The organism is Pseudomonas sp. Lb2C2, from assembly GCF_052112205.1.
GTDB classification, from domain to species: Bacteria; Pseudomonadota; Gammaproteobacteria; order Pseudomonadales; family Pseudomonadaceae; genus Aquipseudomonas; species Aquipseudomonas kilonensis.
The window spans coordinates 23463-40843 of the sequence record NZ_JAUTYW010000002.1 but is presented as its reverse complement, the minus strand read 5'-3'; the positions used below and the strand labels follow the sequence as shown (position 1 = coordinate 40843).

7 protein-coding genes are annotated in these 17381 nt (G+C 59.3%); 4 read left to right on the top strand and 3 right to left on the bottom strand.

Going from position 1 to position 17381, the window contains the following annotated elements; translation table 11 throughout:
• Positions 1-31 precede the first annotated feature (31 nt).
• The 4 genes from Q7F16_RS04450 to Q7F16_RS04435 are packed head-to-tail and all read left to right on the top strand — an operon-like array spanning position 32 to position 14456.
• Entirely contained in the window at positions 32-2566 is a 2535-nt protein-coding gene (locus Q7F16_RS04450) for a Tc toxin subunit A (RefSeq protein WP_409556021.1), read from the top strand.
• A 30-nt stretch (positions 2567-2596) separates the two neighbouring features.
• On the top strand, positions 2597-7198 hold the full coding sequence (locus Q7F16_RS04445; protein WP_409556022.1) for a neuraminidase-like domain-containing protein: 4602 nt from the start codon (positions 2597-2599) through the stop codon (positions 7196-7198).
• Positions 7195-11676: a SpvB/TcaC N-terminal domain-containing protein gene (locus tag Q7F16_RS04440; protein ID WP_409556023.1), complete on the top strand. Its 4482-nt coding sequence runs from the start codon at positions 7195-7197 to the stop codon at positions 11674-11676. Before Q7F16_RS04445 ends, Q7F16_RS04440 begins: the two co-directional genes overlap by 4 nt.
• Positions 11673-14456 carry an RHS repeat-associated core domain-containing protein gene (locus Q7F16_RS04435; RefSeq protein ID WP_409556024.1) on the top strand — a complete coding sequence of 928 codons (2784 nt, stop codon included), beginning with the start codon at positions 11673-11675 and terminating at the stop codon, positions 14454-14456. The genes Q7F16_RS04440 and Q7F16_RS04435 overlap by 4 nt, the downstream gene beginning before the upstream one ends.
• A 71-nt stretch (positions 14457-14527) precedes the next feature.
• On the opposite strand, the gene Q7F16_RS04430 is transcribed toward Q7F16_RS04435, so the two are convergent.
• The 3 genes from Q7F16_RS04430 to Q7F16_RS04420 all read right to left on the bottom strand — a co-directional run bounded on the left by Q7F16_RS04430 (position 14528) and on the right by Q7F16_RS04420 (position 17355).
• Positions 14528-14896, bottom strand: coding sequence for a glyoxalase superfamily protein (locus Q7F16_RS04430; RefSeq protein ID WP_003197565.1), 369 nt, complete (start codon positions 14894-14896; stop codon positions 14528-14530).
• Between the two features lie 124 nt (positions 14897-15020).
• On the bottom strand, positions 15021-16493 hold the full coding sequence (locus Q7F16_RS04425; RefSeq protein WP_409556025.1) for an N-acyl-D-amino-acid deacylase family protein: 1473 nt from the start codon (positions 16491-16493) through the stop codon (positions 15021-15023).
• A 1-nt stretch (position 16494) separates the two neighbouring features.
• Entirely contained in the window at positions 16495-17355 is an 861-nt protein-coding gene (locus Q7F16_RS04420; RefSeq protein WP_046063071.1) for a MurR/RpiR family transcriptional regulator, read from the bottom strand.
• Between the last annotated feature and the right edge of the window lie 26 nt (positions 17356-17381).

Here is a 17381-nt window from a genome sequence, read left to right as displayed (position 1 = left end):
AACATTCCGTTCGAACAGGAGAGGCACCGACATGGACGCAGACAACGGCTCTCTGTTGCACACGCTCGTTGCCTCGCCAATTGGCGAGGACGCTGCAAAAACCGATTTCAAGACCGCCCTGCAGCGAATGGGGCTGACATCGGTATTCGACATCCTGCGCCTGGGCAAGGCGCAGTTCGCCCAGGCGCTCGCCAGGCACTGCGATGCAGATGCCGGGCAGGCCTACGACAATGCGTCGAGCCACGCCCGGCAGATCAGCCGCTTGTACCTGGAGCATCAACTCTGCCCCAGCGCCACCAAGCCCCGTGTGCGACGCAGCCTGGACTCAGACCCGACATCCGGGCCGATCAGCTACCAAGCACTGTTCCAGGAAAACTGGGATCGGTTTTGCAAGGACGGTGACATCGCCGCGATCGACTCGCCCGTAGCCTACCTGCGTGCGCTGTACCTGTTTGCCAGGCAGTTGGAAAACAGCTCCACCCACGCCCGCAAGATCCCCCTGGAGAAACGTCGACCGGACCTCAACACACTGATGCTCGACCCACACAGCGCCTTGGTTGCACGCCCGATGCTCAACATCGTCAACGACACGTTGCGCAGCCATATCGAGGCCAGTCTCGATGACGGCACGACCGTTCAGCAGGCCTTGGCCAGCGCACACTATCCCTTTTCACTGCCCTATGATCTTCACCACCACCAATGCCTGCTTGGCTTGGGCGCAGGTAAACCCGCCCTGGGTGAAGTCAATTATCGGATCAGCCTGAAATTGCCGTTTTGCCAGGACGGCTCAACGTATGGACACGTTTTTCAATCGACTGTCGAAGCGCAAAAACTGCTTTCAGGGCTCAGCCCGGCGCAACAGGCACTCTTGCTCGCACCGCTCGCTTCGAACTCCGATTTCGAGGCCTTGAAAAAAGCCTATGGCACTGAAGATGTGAAGCGCCTGGGTGATTTCACGTTCTTCAAGGAGCGCACCGGGCTGACGACGGAACAGGTTGAGCAGCTACTGGCGCATGGCCGATACAGCCCTTGCCTCTCGCCCCATAACCCGCCCCCGACGCGTAACCTCCAGGGCGCCGCTTACATCAACGGCCCCGACACCACCTCCGCTTTGGTGCTTGAAACCAACAAGAACCAGCGTGGGTTTGGTAACAAGTCCTACGAACGCTTCGACCGCATGCAGCGCATGGTCCGACTGCAACGATGGACCGGTATTGCCTTTGCCGAACTGGATACGCTGATCGTCAATAGCCTGCATTCGGAGGGCAACACCGCCATGACACTCGGCGCCAACACCTTGCGCGCGCTTGGGGTCTATCAGTACATGACGCGGCGCCATGGCATCACCCCTGAGGAGTTTGCTTCGCTGGTGCACGAAATGCCGACCTGCGCTTGCGCAGAACGTGTTCCGTTGTTCGACCAAGTATTCAATCGCACCCGTTTACTCGAAAACCCTGCGTGGGAGAAACAGGCGACGGACCTCGATCCCACGGATCTTGAAACCCTCAGCTATCTCGGCGCGGGCCTGGGGCTCGCACTCACGGAAGACGCGTTGTTGTTGCTGGTGAAACAGACCGGGAAGTACCTGGCGCTAAAAAAGGATTTGCCTACAGTCTCCTCACTCTACCGCCAGGCCCGTATCGCCCGGATGTTTGGCCTGTCGCCGCTGGCGTGCACGGAACTGGCCCGGTTACTGGGAGGCGATACATTCTGTCGGGCGTTGGTGACCGGAACATTGACCGCCACCGGTCCGGACATTCTCGACGTTTTGATGGCGATGGACTGGGCGCTGGACTGGCTCAAGCAAAACGATCTCGATGTATTGCAGTGGTGTCGCCTGTTCGAGAGTGCCAGGCATGACTTGCCGTTGGATCAGAACCTGGAAAAGCGATTGGCCGCACTTCGAGAACACGCCCAATCCAGCCACGATCCTCAACGCCTGGTAGAAACGCTGCTGCACGACAGGGCTGACGTGTCCGCCGAATACCTTCCCTGCGTGATGAAAATGGCCGGCACGAATGCCACGGAAATAGTCCAGGCCATCATCGCCACTGTCGGCAAAACACCGCCATTGCTGGCGCACGTGCTTCGCACCGCTGAAGCCTGCCAGAAATTGCATCTGAGCAGCAGCACGCTACAGGCGTTAATGGACCATCCCACGTGGTTAGCCTCGAACAGTTCAGGAACGCTTACACCTCAAACGCTGTATTTGCTCGAACGGTTCAATCATTGCGCGCGCCGTCAGGCGCAGTCGGAAGCAAACCTGTTGCACTACTTGCAACTCGCCAACCAAGACCTACCGCAGCATTCAGCAGAGACAGTCAACAGCCTGCTGGCCCACCTGCTGGGCTGGAGCACCGAGCAAGTGAGTTACCTGACAATGCTGCTGACGCCCAAACGCGCCACCACCATGCAAGCCGTGGATTGGGTCATGCGTTGCCAAGCGTGTTGCTTGAGCACGGGCCTGTCGGCAAGCCAGCTGCTCAAGGCCGCCGCACTCAATAGCGACAGCCTGACACAGGACTGGAAAATCGTCGGTGAAGGACTGATCGCTGCGTGCCATTGAGGCCAACATTTTTTTATTCAAGGATTGAATATGACCGTTGCTATGAAAAAGCAGCTGGATGAAAGCCTGCGCGATGCGCAGTTGGCGCTCTATCTGGACAAGGTCGTGCCCGACAATAGCCTGACCGGAACGGTACGGCTCAAGACGGCTCAGGACCTCTACGAATACTGGCTACTGGACGTACTGGTCAGCCAGGATGTGCCCACCACGCCTGTGGCGTGCGCCATCGCCAGCGTTCAGCAATACATCAATCGCATCCTGATGAATATGGAGCCCGGCTACGACCAGGCAAGCATCACGCCCGAGCACCTGCAGACGTGGCGCAACGAGATGCATCAGTACCCCATCTGGGCGGCTCATCAAAAGCTGCTGTATTTCCCCGCAAGTTACCTGGACCCGGCCCTGAGGAATAACAAGAGCGACAACTTCCAGCAGTTGGAAAACGACCTCAACCAGAGCCGGATCCAGGACGATGCGGTTCAATCGGCGGTCATGGCCTACCTGACCCGATTCGAAGAAATCGCCAACCTGAATATTCTCAACGGCTACATCGACGGCGAAGACTTTGCCAACAGCACTTACTATTTCATTGCCAAATCAAGATCGGAGAATACTTATTTCTGGCGCTCGCTGGACATGGCGCAACGCCCACTGGGCGGCACGCCAGCACCGTCCCCGGCCATCGCCGCCAAACTGGATCAGCCGGATCCATCGGCCTGGTCGGATTGGGAAAAAGCCGATGTGCCCATTCCCGAAAGCGCGGTCGAACACTCGATTCGTCCTGTCTGGTTCAACAATCGTCTGTTTGTTGTCTGGGCAGAATGCATACAACAGGATCCGCGCGCCTTCACCATTGACTCCGCTCATACCTCCGTCGGGCAGTCGGGCACCAGTCATCCGCTATTGCGCTTGAGCTTTTGCTTCAAGAAACAGGATGGAAACTGGAGTACGCCGCGAGTTGGCTTGCAGGGTTACTGCGACGACAAAGTGCTTTGCGGCAAGGACCTTGGTGCAACCCGGGCATTGATAGGCTCTGTTGCGGTGCACTACAACAACGGCTCGCATGACTCACTGTTTATAGCCTTGTGTGCACGAGAACTCAAAACCGACACGCCCTACTCGGCTGGCAACAATTTCAGATTCATTAAAACGGCTTGTATCGATAAGAATCTCATCCCTGAGTTGAATAGCTCAGCTACCACGGAGCAAACGGCAACAGAAAAATCTCTCCCCTACGAGACCGCCGTGAAAATGCTCATAGGCGCTGTCGAGCAACGTATTCAAACAAAAACACGCTCGAAAATCATACTCGCTGAAGCTTCCCTCCCGACGAGCATGAGCGATTCCATGTCTAACTTCGACGGGTGCCAGAAGCGGATCAGAATCCGATCCACCCATGGCCATACCGCCTCCACGCTCACGCTACACATGACTGCAGACATCGACAATCGCGCCAGCCTCTATGAACCACCTGAAAAAAGACGCTTAAGGCTTGAAACCAGACACGATCAGTTCCCAAGAATCCAGATTCACTTAGTGTTTCCCGCCCGAAGCCTGCCGGAAACACCCTACGTGGAACTGGATGCAGGTTCATACCTGGAAGTAACCAGCCACGCTCCGTTACCTCTTAACCAGAGCCACATATTATCGTTCGACCACATGATCGACGTGCTCAAAGACTCTGAACACTCGCGCGGTATCACGCTCGATGCCTACACAGACCTTCAGGGGAAATTACTTTCTACAGAGGCAGTGCGCCATCTGATTATCGAAAGTAGACGCAATAATGGCAGCACCACTTCCGGACAGGTACAAAACTTATCAATACAAGCAAACAACTCCGCAGCGCTAAATTTTGGTAAGGCACTAGTCTTTCTTGATGAGCCGCGAAACATTCAATATGTGATTTTCCGTCAGCCAACCGCCTCGGCGGCTCAACCGCTGTCGTATGAAAACCTGACCGTGGTGGCGCAGTCCAACCCGGCACCGGACCTGAGGGATTTTTTCGAGTTCACTTGGCATAGCGAGGATCTCAGCCAAGACGGCGATACATTTTTTTGTGGGGTCGCCTTTGTCTACCCCGATGAACCGGAAACAAAGCTCTATTCCGCCCTTAAAGCCATCAAGCTGAACTGTATCCCTACGCACCTTCAAGCTCCAGGCATTACCCCCTCATCGACGGCCGGACTAGGCACCACCCAATTTATCGATTTCACCCATAGCGCCATCAAGACCAGCGATGCCGGAGACCAACTCCGCCAACCGATCAGGTTGAATACCACCTTCGCCGCAGAACTGATCCGGCGTACTGAGAACAGTCTCGATGAGCTGTTCGACTGGACCACACAACACCTGCCAGAACCCGCCATACCAGACGACGCCAACAACGGGATGGACTTCCACGGTCCTTACGGTCGTTACTTCACCGAACTGTTCCTCTACGTGCCATGGCTGGTTGCCCAGCGCTTGAACGCCGAACAGCGCTATGAAGAGGCCGAACGCTGGTTGCGTCGCCTCTTCGATCCAGGTCGCGGCCAGAAAAATTGCTGGAGGGCCGTTTCTTTAATCGATAGCACCACGCCGTCGTATGCCGACCGGACGCCCCACGACCCTCATCAGATCGCGCTCAGCCATCCGGCGCACTTTCGCAAGGCGCTGTACTTCCTGTACCTGGACATCCTGATCAATCGAGGCGACGCCGCCTACCGCCAGCTGACCCCGGACGGCCTCAGCGAGGCAAAGCTGTGGTACGTGCGGGTACTGGATCTGTTGGGGCCACGCCCGAGCGTTCAATCGGTCGATCATTGGGTAAGCCTCAGCCTGCAAACGCTGAGCGAAACCACCAGTGACGACTTACGCACATTTGAACGATCACTCGCCCGCTCCCAGCCCTCATTGCCCGTTCGCAAGGGCAGCCTGCACGCGTCCTGGCCAGCCATCGACAGCCCGCATTTGCGTCTGCCGTTCAACCCGCAGTTGCTCCAGTGCTGGGACATTGCGGAAAGCCGCCTGTACAACTTGCGGCACAACCTCGACATCGCCGGCAAGCCGCTGCATCTGCCGGTATTTGCTGTGCCGCTGGACCCTCGCGCATTGCTCGGTAGCCCAGTACTGAATACCTCGGACAATACGGTTCGAGGGCTGCCGAGTGCATCGATCCCACACTATCGGTTCTCGGTCATGCACAGCCAGGCATTGAGTGCAGTGGAAAGCCTCAGCCAGTTTGGCGCCTCGCTGTTGTCGCTGATCGAGCACAAAGAACAGGCCCAGCTGCAGGAGCTACAGCAGCAGCAAGCATGGAACCTGGCGAAAATCTCGGTCGACCTGCAACGCCAGGCCTTGAACATCGACCGTCAGCAACACCAGGCGCTGCTGGCCAGCCAGGCGATTGTCCAAAGCCGAATCGACCACTACAAAATGTTGCTGGAAAAGGACGTCAGTCCAAACGAGAGACTGGCCACCCAGTTTCAACTGGCCAGTGGCACGGCCGAGATCGTGGCAACGGCGTGCCAGATCGCGGCAGGGGGCCTGATGGTGATTCCGAACATTGCCGGCTTCTCCTTTGGCGGCAGCCGCTGGGAAGGTCCGATGCTCTCTGCCAGCGCATCAGCCCACAGCGCCGCCATTACCAGCCGTATGGCCGCAGAAAACATCGACCGCACGGAGTCGTTCAATCGCCGCCGGGATGAATGGATACAGGGACACAACCAGGCGCAGCTCGAACTTGCGCAGATCGACGCCCAACTGGCGCACTTCAACGAGCAGCAAACCGCCACCCGCCTGCAGTTACGCCTGGCTGAAACCGGCCTGAGCCAGGCCAAGTCTCACTACGACTTTCTCAGCAAGCGCTTTACAAAGACGCAACTGTATCAATGGCTGAACAGCCGGTTCGCGCAGTTCTACCGCCAGGCTTACGACACGACGCTCGCCCTGTGCCTGGCCGCCGAGGCCTGCTGGCAATACGAAATTGCCGATTTCGCGACGCGATTCATCCAACCCGGCGCATGGAATACCACCTATCGAGGGCTAGGAGCAGGCGAGCAATTGAAACTCAGCCTGTTGAACATGCAGGCCAGATATCTGCGCTGTAGCGAGCGAGAGTTGGAGATCCGCAAGACGATTTCACTGCGTCAATTGAAGGACCAGACCCCAACCTCGACGATCAACAAGCCATGGCAGGACATGCATGCCGATCTGAAGAAAGGCCAATGCACGTTCGAGCTGCCCCACGAACTGTTCGACGCTGATTACAAGGATCAGAAACATTACCTGCGGCGGATCAAAACCATCAGCGTTTCCCTGCCGGTCGTCGTCGCTCCTTATGAAAATATCCGGGCCACGCTGACCCAGACCTCCAGCAAAGTGTTCATGGCCCCTGATGACCCGCGACAGGTCATGGAGGACCGGCGCGCCAACCAACAGATCGCCCTTTCCACCGGCGTCGACGACAACGGCTTGTTCACCCTGAACTTCAACGATGAACGCTACCTGCCGTTCGAATACACCGGCGCTGTCTCCACGTGGCAACTGGCCTTCCCCAATCCTCAAGCACAAAAAGACCTGTTGGAATCGCTGAGCGACGTCATCGTGCACATGAGCTATACGGCCAGGGCCGCCGGGGGTGCGCAATGAACGAGCAACCCGCATTGCCGGTTACCGCGCCGACCCTGCCCAAGGGCGGCGGCGCCATCCAGAGCATCGGCAAAGGTTGGGGAAACGTCGGCGCCCACGGCACCGCATCCTATGAGATTGCGTTGCCGATTTCGCCAGGACGCGGCTTTGCTCCGCCCTTGTCTCTGCGTTACGACAGCTCGGTCGGCAACAGCGTGTTCGGTATCGGCTGGGGACTGTCGTTACCCAGCGTGGCACGACGTACCAACAAGGGCGTCCCGGCTTATGCCGAGGATGACGAGATCGTCGGCCCCAGCGGTGTGGTCTGGTTGCCGGAACGCGACGCAAACGGCGTCATCCGTTCAACCCTCATCAATTGCTACAACACGCTGGCCCTGGGCACGACCTACACCGTGACGCGCCATTTTCCAAGAGTCGAAAGCGGCTTCGACCGCATTGAACATTGGTCGTCGAACAACGACAAACCAGGTTTCTGGCTCGTGCACGGTGCCGATGGCAGCCTCCATCTTTTCGGCAAGAATCCCCAATCGCGCCGGGCAGATCCCCGGCAAGCTAGCCGTGTCGGTGAATGGCTGCTGGAGGAAAGCCTGAACGCTCGCGGCGAGCACATTCTTTATCAATACACAGGGGATACAACGGCCCAACGCTATTTGAGCCACGTGCGCTATGGCAATTTCCAGGCCGACGCCGACCTTTACCTGTGGAAAACGAGTCAGCCCACGGCTGTGCAATGGCACTTCGAATTGGTGTTCGACTATGGCGAACGAAGCGCCGGGTACGACCAGCAACCGCGCTATGAAGGCCAACGATGGCAACCCCGTAGCGATGCTTTTTCCACCTTTGCCTACGGTTTTGAACTACGCACCGAGCGCCTGTGCCGCCAGGTGTTGATGTTCCATTGTTTTCCCGAGGAACTGGGCGCTGCCCCCGTCCTCGTTCGACGCCTGCTGCTTGATTACCGCCAGACACCCCTGGGATATCACCTCCTGAGCACCGCCCATGACCAGGCGTTCGACGACCGGGCAGTGGCGCAGAACCGCCCTCCCGTTGAATTCAGCTACAGCGAGTTCAAGCGCTTTCCAGATCCTGGCGCCTGGCAACGTTTCCAAGACATGCCAGGCCTCAGCGGCGACCTGGGTTTTCAAGTGGTGGATCTGTACGGTGAAGGTCTGCCCGGTGTGCTCTATCAAAGCGACACAGGCTGGTATTACCGCGAACCCATTCGAGCCAAAGCCAAGACGGATGAAGTGGCTTACGACCAGTGGCAAGCACTGCCCCGCATCCCCGTCGCCGATACGGCAAAGCCGCTGCGCCAGACGCTAGGCGACCTCACCGGCGATGGACGGCTGGACTGGGTCGTTGCCCAACCGGGGCTCAACGGTTTTTTTTCCCTCGGTGCTGATCGAAGCTGGTCGGATTTCGCTACGTTTCACGCGTTCCCTGCAGAATTTTTCCATCCACAAGGGCAACTGGCCGACCTGATGGGCGAAGGGCTCGGCGACCTGGCCATGATAGGCCCACGCAGCATTCGCCTGTATGCCAATCAGCGCGAAAAAGGCTTCTCTGCGGCCCGGGACATCCCTCATAACTGCGATGACGATGCCTTGCCAGTACTCACCGCGTCACCCTCCGAGCTGGTGGCGTTCAGTGATTTGCTCGGCAGCGGCCAACAGCATCTGGTGCGCATTCGCCACAACGAAGTGAAGTGTTGGCCAAACCTGGGCCGTGGACGTTTCGGCAAAGGCATCGTGTTGGACTTTCCGGGCCTTGCCCACCAGACCTTCGATGCCTCGCGCATCCGTTTTGCGGACCTGGATGGTTCCGGTGCTGCCGACCTGATCTACCTGCAAGCGGATCAAGCACTGATCTTCATGAACCGCTGTGGCAACGGCTTCGCGCCTGCGGTTGCGCTGCCCTGGCCGGAAGGCCTGCGCTACGACCGCTTATGCCAGGTGAACATCGCCGACCTGCAAGGGCTCGGCTGCTCCAGCCTGATACTGAGCGTGCCGTACCTGACCCCGGCGCAACATTGGCGCTACGATTTTGTTCGTGAAAAACCGTATCTGCTGACCGGCACCCACAACAACATGGGCGCCGCCCACAGCATCACCTACCGCAGCTCGGCCCAGGAATGGCTGGACGAAAAGGCGGCAAGAGTAAATGCCCGCGACCCCCTTGCCTGTCATCTGCCGTTGCCTCTGCACCTGGTGTCGCGCCAGACCCAGGTGGATGAGATCAGCGGTAATCGCCTGAGCCAGAGATTCTCCTATCGCCAGGGTTATTACGATGGCATCGAACGGGAATTTCGCGGCTTCGGCTTGCTGCTGCAAACCGACAACGAAGCCCATCCCAACGATGCTGACTCACCAAGCTTCACCGCGCCCTGCTTGAAAAAAAGCTGGTTTCATACCGGACAGTCGGTGGACATGGCCCGAACCGGCTATCACGACGCTGACCGGGCAGCCGTGGCGCTGGGCAAGGCGTTGCTGTGCCAATACGATGCTGGCAGCAATAGCGACGTACTGATTGATCCGCCAGACGCAGCGACCACCCTTGAAATGTGCCGCGCCCTGAGTGGCCATTTACTGCGCAGCGAGACCTACGCAAGGGATAAACGCCGCCAGTTGTATTCGGTCCAGGAAAACCGTTACCGGGTACGTTTGCTACAAGCGCCCGAAGGTCATCGGCGTTATGCGCGCCTGCTGCCCTTGCCGCTTGAGTCCATCAGCTTCCAGTACGAAGGCCTGAGCGACGACCCACAGTGCCAGCACACCCTCAACTTGCAGCATGACCGCTACGGCGCCCTGACTCACAGCGTGAACGTCCATTACGCCCGACGCAAAACCGCCAGCGATACACCGCCCTTCAGCGATACTGACCAGCAACAATGGTGGCGAGACGCTCATGATCCGGCGCAACAGTTCTACTACCTGAGGGAAACCCGTGCCGAGTTCATCCATCTGCAAGCCGCTCAAGGATGGCGACTGAGCCTGCCCTATCGCCAACGCACCAACGCCTGGAAACGCCCCAAGGCCCCCGAGGCCGAAGGCTTGGCCCCACAAGATCTGACTTACGAAAAACTCATCGGGCTCAGCAAGGAAGCAGCCTGGATGACCCAGGGCGTTCTGACCGGCCTTTGCGTGCAACGCTACAAAGACAGCACCCTCGCAGAAACCTTGCCGGACGGCGTCGCTCATTTCGAGGCCCTGGTCGATCATCTGGAAACCGCCGAGCTGGACGAAGCCGCTCTGCATGCCTTTCAACTATTGCCACCCACCTCTCGCCCCAAGGGAAGACTGCTTGAACGATGTGGCTACCATCGCATGGCCGACTTTCTCCCCGCGAGCACGCCTTCGAGAACCCTCTGGTCAGTCAAGAGTGGCTTCGCGACCTACGCAGGGCTGGAAGGCTTCTATAACGCCAAGGCGATACAGCCGAGCAGCAGCCACGGCGTGACCGAGATCAGCTACGACACGTGCAACTGCTTTGTCACCGCGTTCAAACTGCCCGATGGCTGTACTACTCGGGCCCGCTACGATTACCGCTCACTTTTGCCCGTGAGCATTACCGACCCCAACGGCAACGTACAGGAATGCCTCGCGGACGCGTTCGGCCAAGTTTTGGCCACCAGCGTCTATGGCGACGAGAACGCCACCCGTGTGGGTTTCAAACCGCTCGAGCAGTTCGACCGAGCGCTCTTCAAAGACCCGGCAGAGGCCATTCAATCGCGCAGGGAGGCCCTACAGCAGGCCGCCACGGCTACCTATTACGCCCCCTTCAGTTGGATGGGTCGCGTATCGAAGGCGGCACTGATGGACGCCGACTGGCTCGCGCGCTGTGTGGCGAACCGTGACCTGCTCCCCACCGGGCATATCTGTGCTTCGGCTCGAACCCGACTGTCGAACCTCCCAGTACTTTCTGTCGACGATGCAAAACTCAAAGGTGAACTTCACGCCTCGGTACGTGAGCCGATGCACATCACCACGCTGGTTGCCGATCGTTACCCCGATGATCACCAGAAACAAATCCGCGTCACCAAGACGTGCTTCGACGGCTTTGGTCGCACCTTGCAAAACAAGCAATGGGTGGAATCGGGCAGGGCCTACGTCGTGGACGCCAACGGTGAACTGACGCTCAAGGACGGCAAACCGCAGGAACAGATCGCAGCCACCCGCTGGCGCATCAGCGAACGGGTGGAATACAACAGCAAGGGCTTGGCGATCCGCATCTACCGTCCTTACTTTGCCGATCAGCATCGCTACATCAACGATGCGTCCTTGCGGCAGTTTGGGTACTACGACCAGCAGTTCTACGACGCGCTGGGGCGTGCGACCCACACCCGTCTCGCCAAACGAGACGGCCTTTGCTATCTGCGGCGACTTACCCGTCACCCTTGGTACAGCGTGGATGAAGACGAGAACGACACGCTGGAAGACGTCATGGCCGAACCTTCCTCGACCGCAGGAGGTGTGGCATGAACGCACGCCTTCATCGCAAGACCCCCACGGTCAACGCCATCGACAGCCGTGGCCTGCTGGCGCGACAGGTCGCCTACCATCGATGCCGGGTGGACGAACCCGCCCAGGCGCGTATCACCCAGCAAGACCACGACCTGGCCGGACGACAGGTTGCGCAGCGAGACCCTCGTCTGTTTGCCACGGCAACCGACGCCAATCTGGTCACGGTCTACAGCCTGTCCGGCAAGGCACTGCTGGTGAACAGTGTCGACGCTGGATGGCGACTGAGCCTGCCTGGCGATGCCGGGCAGATCGTGCACCGCTGGGACCAAAACGAACAGCATTGGCGAACGACCTACGACAACCAACTCAGACCGACGGCGGTCCTGGAGCGAGCAGCAGGACAAGCCCCGCGCCGAGTCGAGTGCCTGCGCTACGGTGACAGTTCGCCAGAGGCGGCGGCGCGCAACCTGTGCGGTGCGCTCATCCGTCACGATGACAGCGCCGGCACCTTGCTCATCGACGAATATGCGCTTTGCGCCAAGCCGCTCAGCCAGACCAGGCGCTTGCTGGCCGACATCACGCCACCCGACTGGCCTGCCGACGAGAAAGACCGCGATTCACTGCTTGAAGAAGGGAAAGGCCACAAGACGAGTTGGCGCTACGACGCCCTCGCACAGCCCATTCAACAGTCCGATGCGGCCCAACACCAACAGCGCTACGCGTTTGATGTTGCCGGCCAACTGATGTCCGTGAGTTTGAAAATAAACGACACGGCCACTGAAAAAACCATCGCGAAGGATTTCGTTTACAACGCACTTGGCCAGGTTGAATCCCAGACCCTCGGCAATGGCGTCGTCAGTCGCGCCGTTTTCGATCCGGCCAACGGTCGCCTGACCTCACTCTGCGCATCGGTCTCTGGCCGCACCTTGCAAGACCTGCACTACAGCTATGACGCGGTGGGCAACGTGACGCGAATCGAGGACAAGGTCCAACCTGTGCGGTTCGGCCATAACCAGCGGGTCGAAGCCATCAGCACATTCGCCTACGACAGCCTCTACCAGTTGATCCGCGCGACGGGCCGTGAAGCGGCGGGACTGAGCGTTGCGGCACTCAGCAAGACACCGGTCGACCCCGGGCAACTGTTCAACTTTACCGAGCACTATGAATACGATGCCGGTGGCAACCTGACCGAACTGCGCCATGCTCGCGAAGGCAACCACTACACCCGGACACTGAACGTCGCTGCCACAAGCAATCGGCTCCTGTCCTGGCGCACGGGTCATTCGATGCCCGCCACAGCAATGGATTTCGATGCCAACGGTAACCAGCAGAGCCTGGACCTTGGTCGGACGTTGCGATGGAACAGCCGCAATCAACTCGACAGCGTGTTACTGGTCCAGCGCGAAGACCGTCCCCCTGACATTGAACGCTATGGCTACGACAGCAGCGGCCTGCGGGTGCGCAAGATACAAACCACCTACACCTCATCATCGACGCATATTCGAGACGTCCGTTATTTGCCGGGCCTCGAGATTCGCAGCCGTCCCGGCGAACGCCTGGAAGTCATCACCCTGCAAGCCGGCCGTTGCAACGTGCGTTACTTGCATTGGACTGAAGGCCGGCCCTCTGGCCTTGCCGCCAATCAGATGCGCTACAGCCTGGACGATCATCTGGGTTCCAGCTCGCTGGAACTCGACGAACAGGCCGCACTGATCAGCCAGGAAAGCTACCTGCCCTTTGGAGGAACTGCCTGGATGGCCTCCCGCTCGGCCGTGGAGGCCGATTACCGGACCCTTCGCTACTCCGGCAAGGAGCGCGATGCCAGCGGCTTGTACTACTACGGACACCGGTATTACGCACCCTGGCTGCAACGCTGGATCAGCCCGGATCCGGCGGGAGCGGTGGACGGGTTGAACCTGTATTGCATGGTCGGGAATAACCCGCTGCGATTCGTCGACCATCAAGGGCTGGTGCTCGTTGATGCTCAAGGGCGGGACATTGACCCATTCGAATGGACCCAGCGTGATGGTCACGAACGATCGAAAAAAATGATGCTGCCGCCGCCAACAAAGCGTACGAAACAAGCCGCGCAAATGCATGGAGAAGGTTTCGATAGCAGCCCCAGCTTCAGCAAGACAAAGCGCAAGGAACTGGTCGTTCACGCCTATGGCGTTATTCAGGACCGCACGGGCGATAACGATATGGTCCTCAACGAGCATTACAACCTGCCAGCGCCCAGATCCGGCCCAACGGGGTATCGCGGGGTAGACCCGGATTACGACGGCTCCGCCACCAGCGAGAAGTTCTACTTGAACTTCGGCAGCTACAAGATCAGCAATACGCCTGATTACATCGAACACTTGGCCGACAATTACCGCGACCGGAAAAAAGACCCAAACCATCAATTTCAAGTCGATCCTGAAGCGCTGAAGCTCGACCCAACGCTGAGCAGGACCATCGACAACCTGTATGAACTGCAAGGCCCAACCCGCGAGCTCATCGAAAAACATATCGATGCCTGCAACGCAATCATTCCCATACGAGCCGGAGGACCGGGAGCCCATGGCGAAGTTGGCGTGTTGAACTCAGTTGTTGCGCTGTACCCGGGCCAAGCTGAACGGGTGCTTTCGGATACGACGCTGTTCACCGAAAAACTGACGGGGCAGCTGACCCAGCCGGAGCCATTTATTGCCTGCTTCAACTGCAGCGGCATCATTCCCGAAAACGTCCGTATCTCGACCGGCCGCAACCCCAGGGACTATTTGGTGTACAACTTTCATGTATCGGAAATCAAATAATGAGCCGAGACGTTGAAACAGCCATGCCCTGAACCTGGAGCACGGCCCGGAAAGAACATGGGTATCTGGCTCTAGACATTAATCGCATTGGTAAACACCAACCGATTCCCGAACGGATCACTGATCGCCATGTCCTGGCTACCCCAGGGCATGGCCTGGATCTGGGGGTGGGCGTAGCGGTATTGCTTGGCCAGCAATTGCTGCTGGAAGGCTTCCAATTCATCGGTCTCGATCCGCAACGCCGAGCCCGGTGTGCAATCGCCATGGTGCTCGGACAGGTGCAGCACGCAGTCGCCGCGGGAGACTTGCAGGTACAGCGGGAAGTCGTCACCGAAACGATGTTGCCAATCGACGGTAAAGCCCAGGAAGTCGACATAGAACGCCAACGCCTTGGCTTCATCGAAGATCCGCAGGATTGGGGTGGTTTTACCGAAGCTCATGGGTTGCTCCCTGGCTGAAAAGACCCAGTGTAGATGGGTTGACCTCAATGCTTCGGCCTTGAACCCGGCTTCTTTAGTGTCGCAGTGCCATTATTGTGACGCAAATTTATACAATTTCAGCCGCTTACACGCCATTCGATGGACTGAACCCCTGGCGCAGATCGCCTTCGCGCGCCAGGAACCGACCTTCCCGTCGCCCGTTTGCCTGTCCTTCGCGATAGCTCAAGACACCATTGACCCACACGCCATCAATACCGTCGGCAGCCCGTTGAGGTTCGTTGAAATCAGCCACGTCGCGAATGGTTTGGGGATTGAACAACACCAGGTCCGCCCAATGCCCTTCACGAATTTCGCCCCGTTGCTTGAGGCCAAAGCGCGCCGCAGAAAGGCCGGTCATTTTGTGCACGGCGGTGTGCAACGGAAAAAGCCCGATGTCACGACTGAAATGTCCCAGCACCCGTGGGAAAGCGCCCCACAAGCGCGGATGGGGAAACGGGTCTTCGGGCAAACCGTCGGAGCCGACCATGGACAACGGATGGGCGAGGATCCGTCGTACGTCGCCTTCATCCATGCCGTAGTACACCGCACCGGCCGGTTGCAGGCGCCGCGCTGCCTCCAGCAGCGACACGTCCCATTCGTTGGCGATGTCGGCCAGGTCACGACCGCCCATTTGCGGATGCGCTGTCGACCAGGTGATGGTGATGCGATGGGCATCGGTCACCTGCTTGAGATCCAGGGTCGAGGAGCTGGCCGCATAGGGATAGCAATCACAGCCGACCGGGTGGGTTTTCGCCGCGTTCTCCAACGCCGCGAGCACCTGCGGGCTTCGTCCCCAATTACCGGCGCCCGCGCATTTGAGGTGGGAAATGATCACCGGGCTTTGGGCGTGCCGGCCAATCTGGAAGGCCTCGTCCATGGCTTCGAGTACCGGTTCGAATTCGCTGCGCAGGTGGGTGGTGTAGACCGCGCCGAACGCGGCCAACTCTTCGGTCAGTTGCATGACTTCGTCGGTGGACGCCGAATACGCGTTGGCGTAGGCCAGGCCGGTGGACAAACCCAGCGCCCCGGCCTCCAGGCTTTCGCGCAATTGCCGACGCATGGCGGCGATTTCTCCCACCGAGGCGGTGCGCAACAAATCGTCCATGTGATTGCTGCGCAACGCCGTGTGCCCGACCAACGCAGCCACGTTGACCGCCGGTGTGGCGGCCTCTACTGCCCCACGATAATCCGTAAAGCGCGGGTAGGCGAACGCCTGGGCCGTGCCGAGCAGGTTCATCGGGTCCGGTGGATCGCCCCGCAGGCTCACCGGCGAAGCGCTGATGCCGCAGTTGCCGACGATGACGGTGGTCACGCCCTGGCTGAGCTTGGGCAGCATCTGCGGTTGGCGAATGACCACCGTGTCGTCGTGGGTGTGCACATCGATGAAGCCAGGCGCGAGCACGCGGCCGGCGGCGTCGATGTCTTCAACCGCGCGGGCATCGCGCAAGTCGCCGATGCGTTCGATGCGACCGGCGCGAATGGCGACGTCGGCGCGGTAGCCAGGCGCGTCGCTGCCATCGATGACCAGCGCATTGCGGATAAGCGTGTCGTACAGCATGTCAGTCTCCCAGCGGCAAGTGATCGTCGCCGCCGCGGTAATCGTCCAGGGCGAGTTTGACCCGCCGCAGGCGCTCTTGATTGTCTTCGGGGTGGGCCAGCGCCAGCTCGGTGGCGAGCACGTCGATGGCCAGCAGCATGCCGTAGCGTGCCGCCGTGGGTTTATAGATGAACGAGGTTTCGGCGCCTTGCAGGGGTAGCACGCAGTCGGCCAATTGGGCCAGCGGCGAGTCGGCGCGGGTGATGGCCAGGATCGCCGCACCGTAGCTGCGGGCCAGTTCCACCGCGCTCAACAGCTCCGGCGTGATACCGGTCAGTGAACAGGCGATGACCAGATGTTGATCGCTCAGCGAAGTGGCGGTGATGCGCATCATCACCGGGTCCCGGCAGGCGGCAATCGAGTAACCAAAACGCACCAGCCGTACTTGCAACTCCTCACCGCACAGCGCCGACCAGCCACCAAGGCCGAACGCATGGATCATCCGCGCCTTGCCGATCATCCGCACCGCATCACCGAACCGCGACTCTTCGAACGCCGACAAATGCTGGCGCAGGGTCGCTTCGATATCGCCAACGATTTGTCCATAAAACGCCGATTGCTCCGGCGCACCAGCCGGGTCGAGGAAACGGCTGCCGACACCGCTGGCCTGGGCCAGTTGCAGGCGCAAGTCCCGCAGGTCGCGGCACCCAACGGTACGGGCGAAGCGCGACAGCGTAGCGCTGCTGACTTCCGCCCGTTGGGCCAGTTCATCGAGGCTGGCAGAGGCGGCAAAGCCTACGTCGTCGAGCATCAGCCGGGCGATTCTGCCTTCGCCGGCGCTGAAGGAATCCTGCCGGGAGCGGATCTGGTAGAGGATGTCCATGGCGGCTCCTGTTGGGTGGCGTTGCG

Excerpts from the sequence above, each read along its gene's own strand:
- Q7F16_RS04450 (WP_409556021.1), top strand. The coding sequence starts at position 32 with ATGGACGCAGACAACGGCTCTCTGTTGCACACGCTCGTTGCCTCGCCA.
- Q7F16_RS04445 (WP_409556022.1), top strand. The coding sequence starts at position 2,597 with ATGACCGTTGCTATGAAAAAGCAGCTGGATGAAAGCCTGCGCGATGCG.
- Q7F16_RS04440 (WP_409556023.1), top strand. The coding sequence starts at position 7,195 with ATGAACGAGCAACCCGCATTGCCGGTTACCGCGCCGACCCTGCCCAAG.
- Q7F16_RS04435 (WP_409556024.1), top strand. The coding sequence starts at position 11,673 with ATGAACGCACGCCTTCATCGCAAGACCCCCACGGTCAACGCCATCGAC.
- Q7F16_RS04430 (WP_003197565.1), bottom strand. The coding sequence starts at position 14,896 with ATGAGCTTCGGTAAAACCACCCCAATCCTGCGGATCTTCGATGAAGCC.
- Q7F16_RS04425 (WP_409556025.1), bottom strand. The coding sequence starts at position 16,493 with ATGCTGTACGACACGCTTATCCGCAATGCGCTGGTCATCGATGGCAGC.
- Q7F16_RS04420 (WP_046063071.1), bottom strand. The coding sequence starts at position 17,355 with ATGGACATCCTCTACCAGATCCGCTCCCGGCAGGATTCCTTCAGCGCC.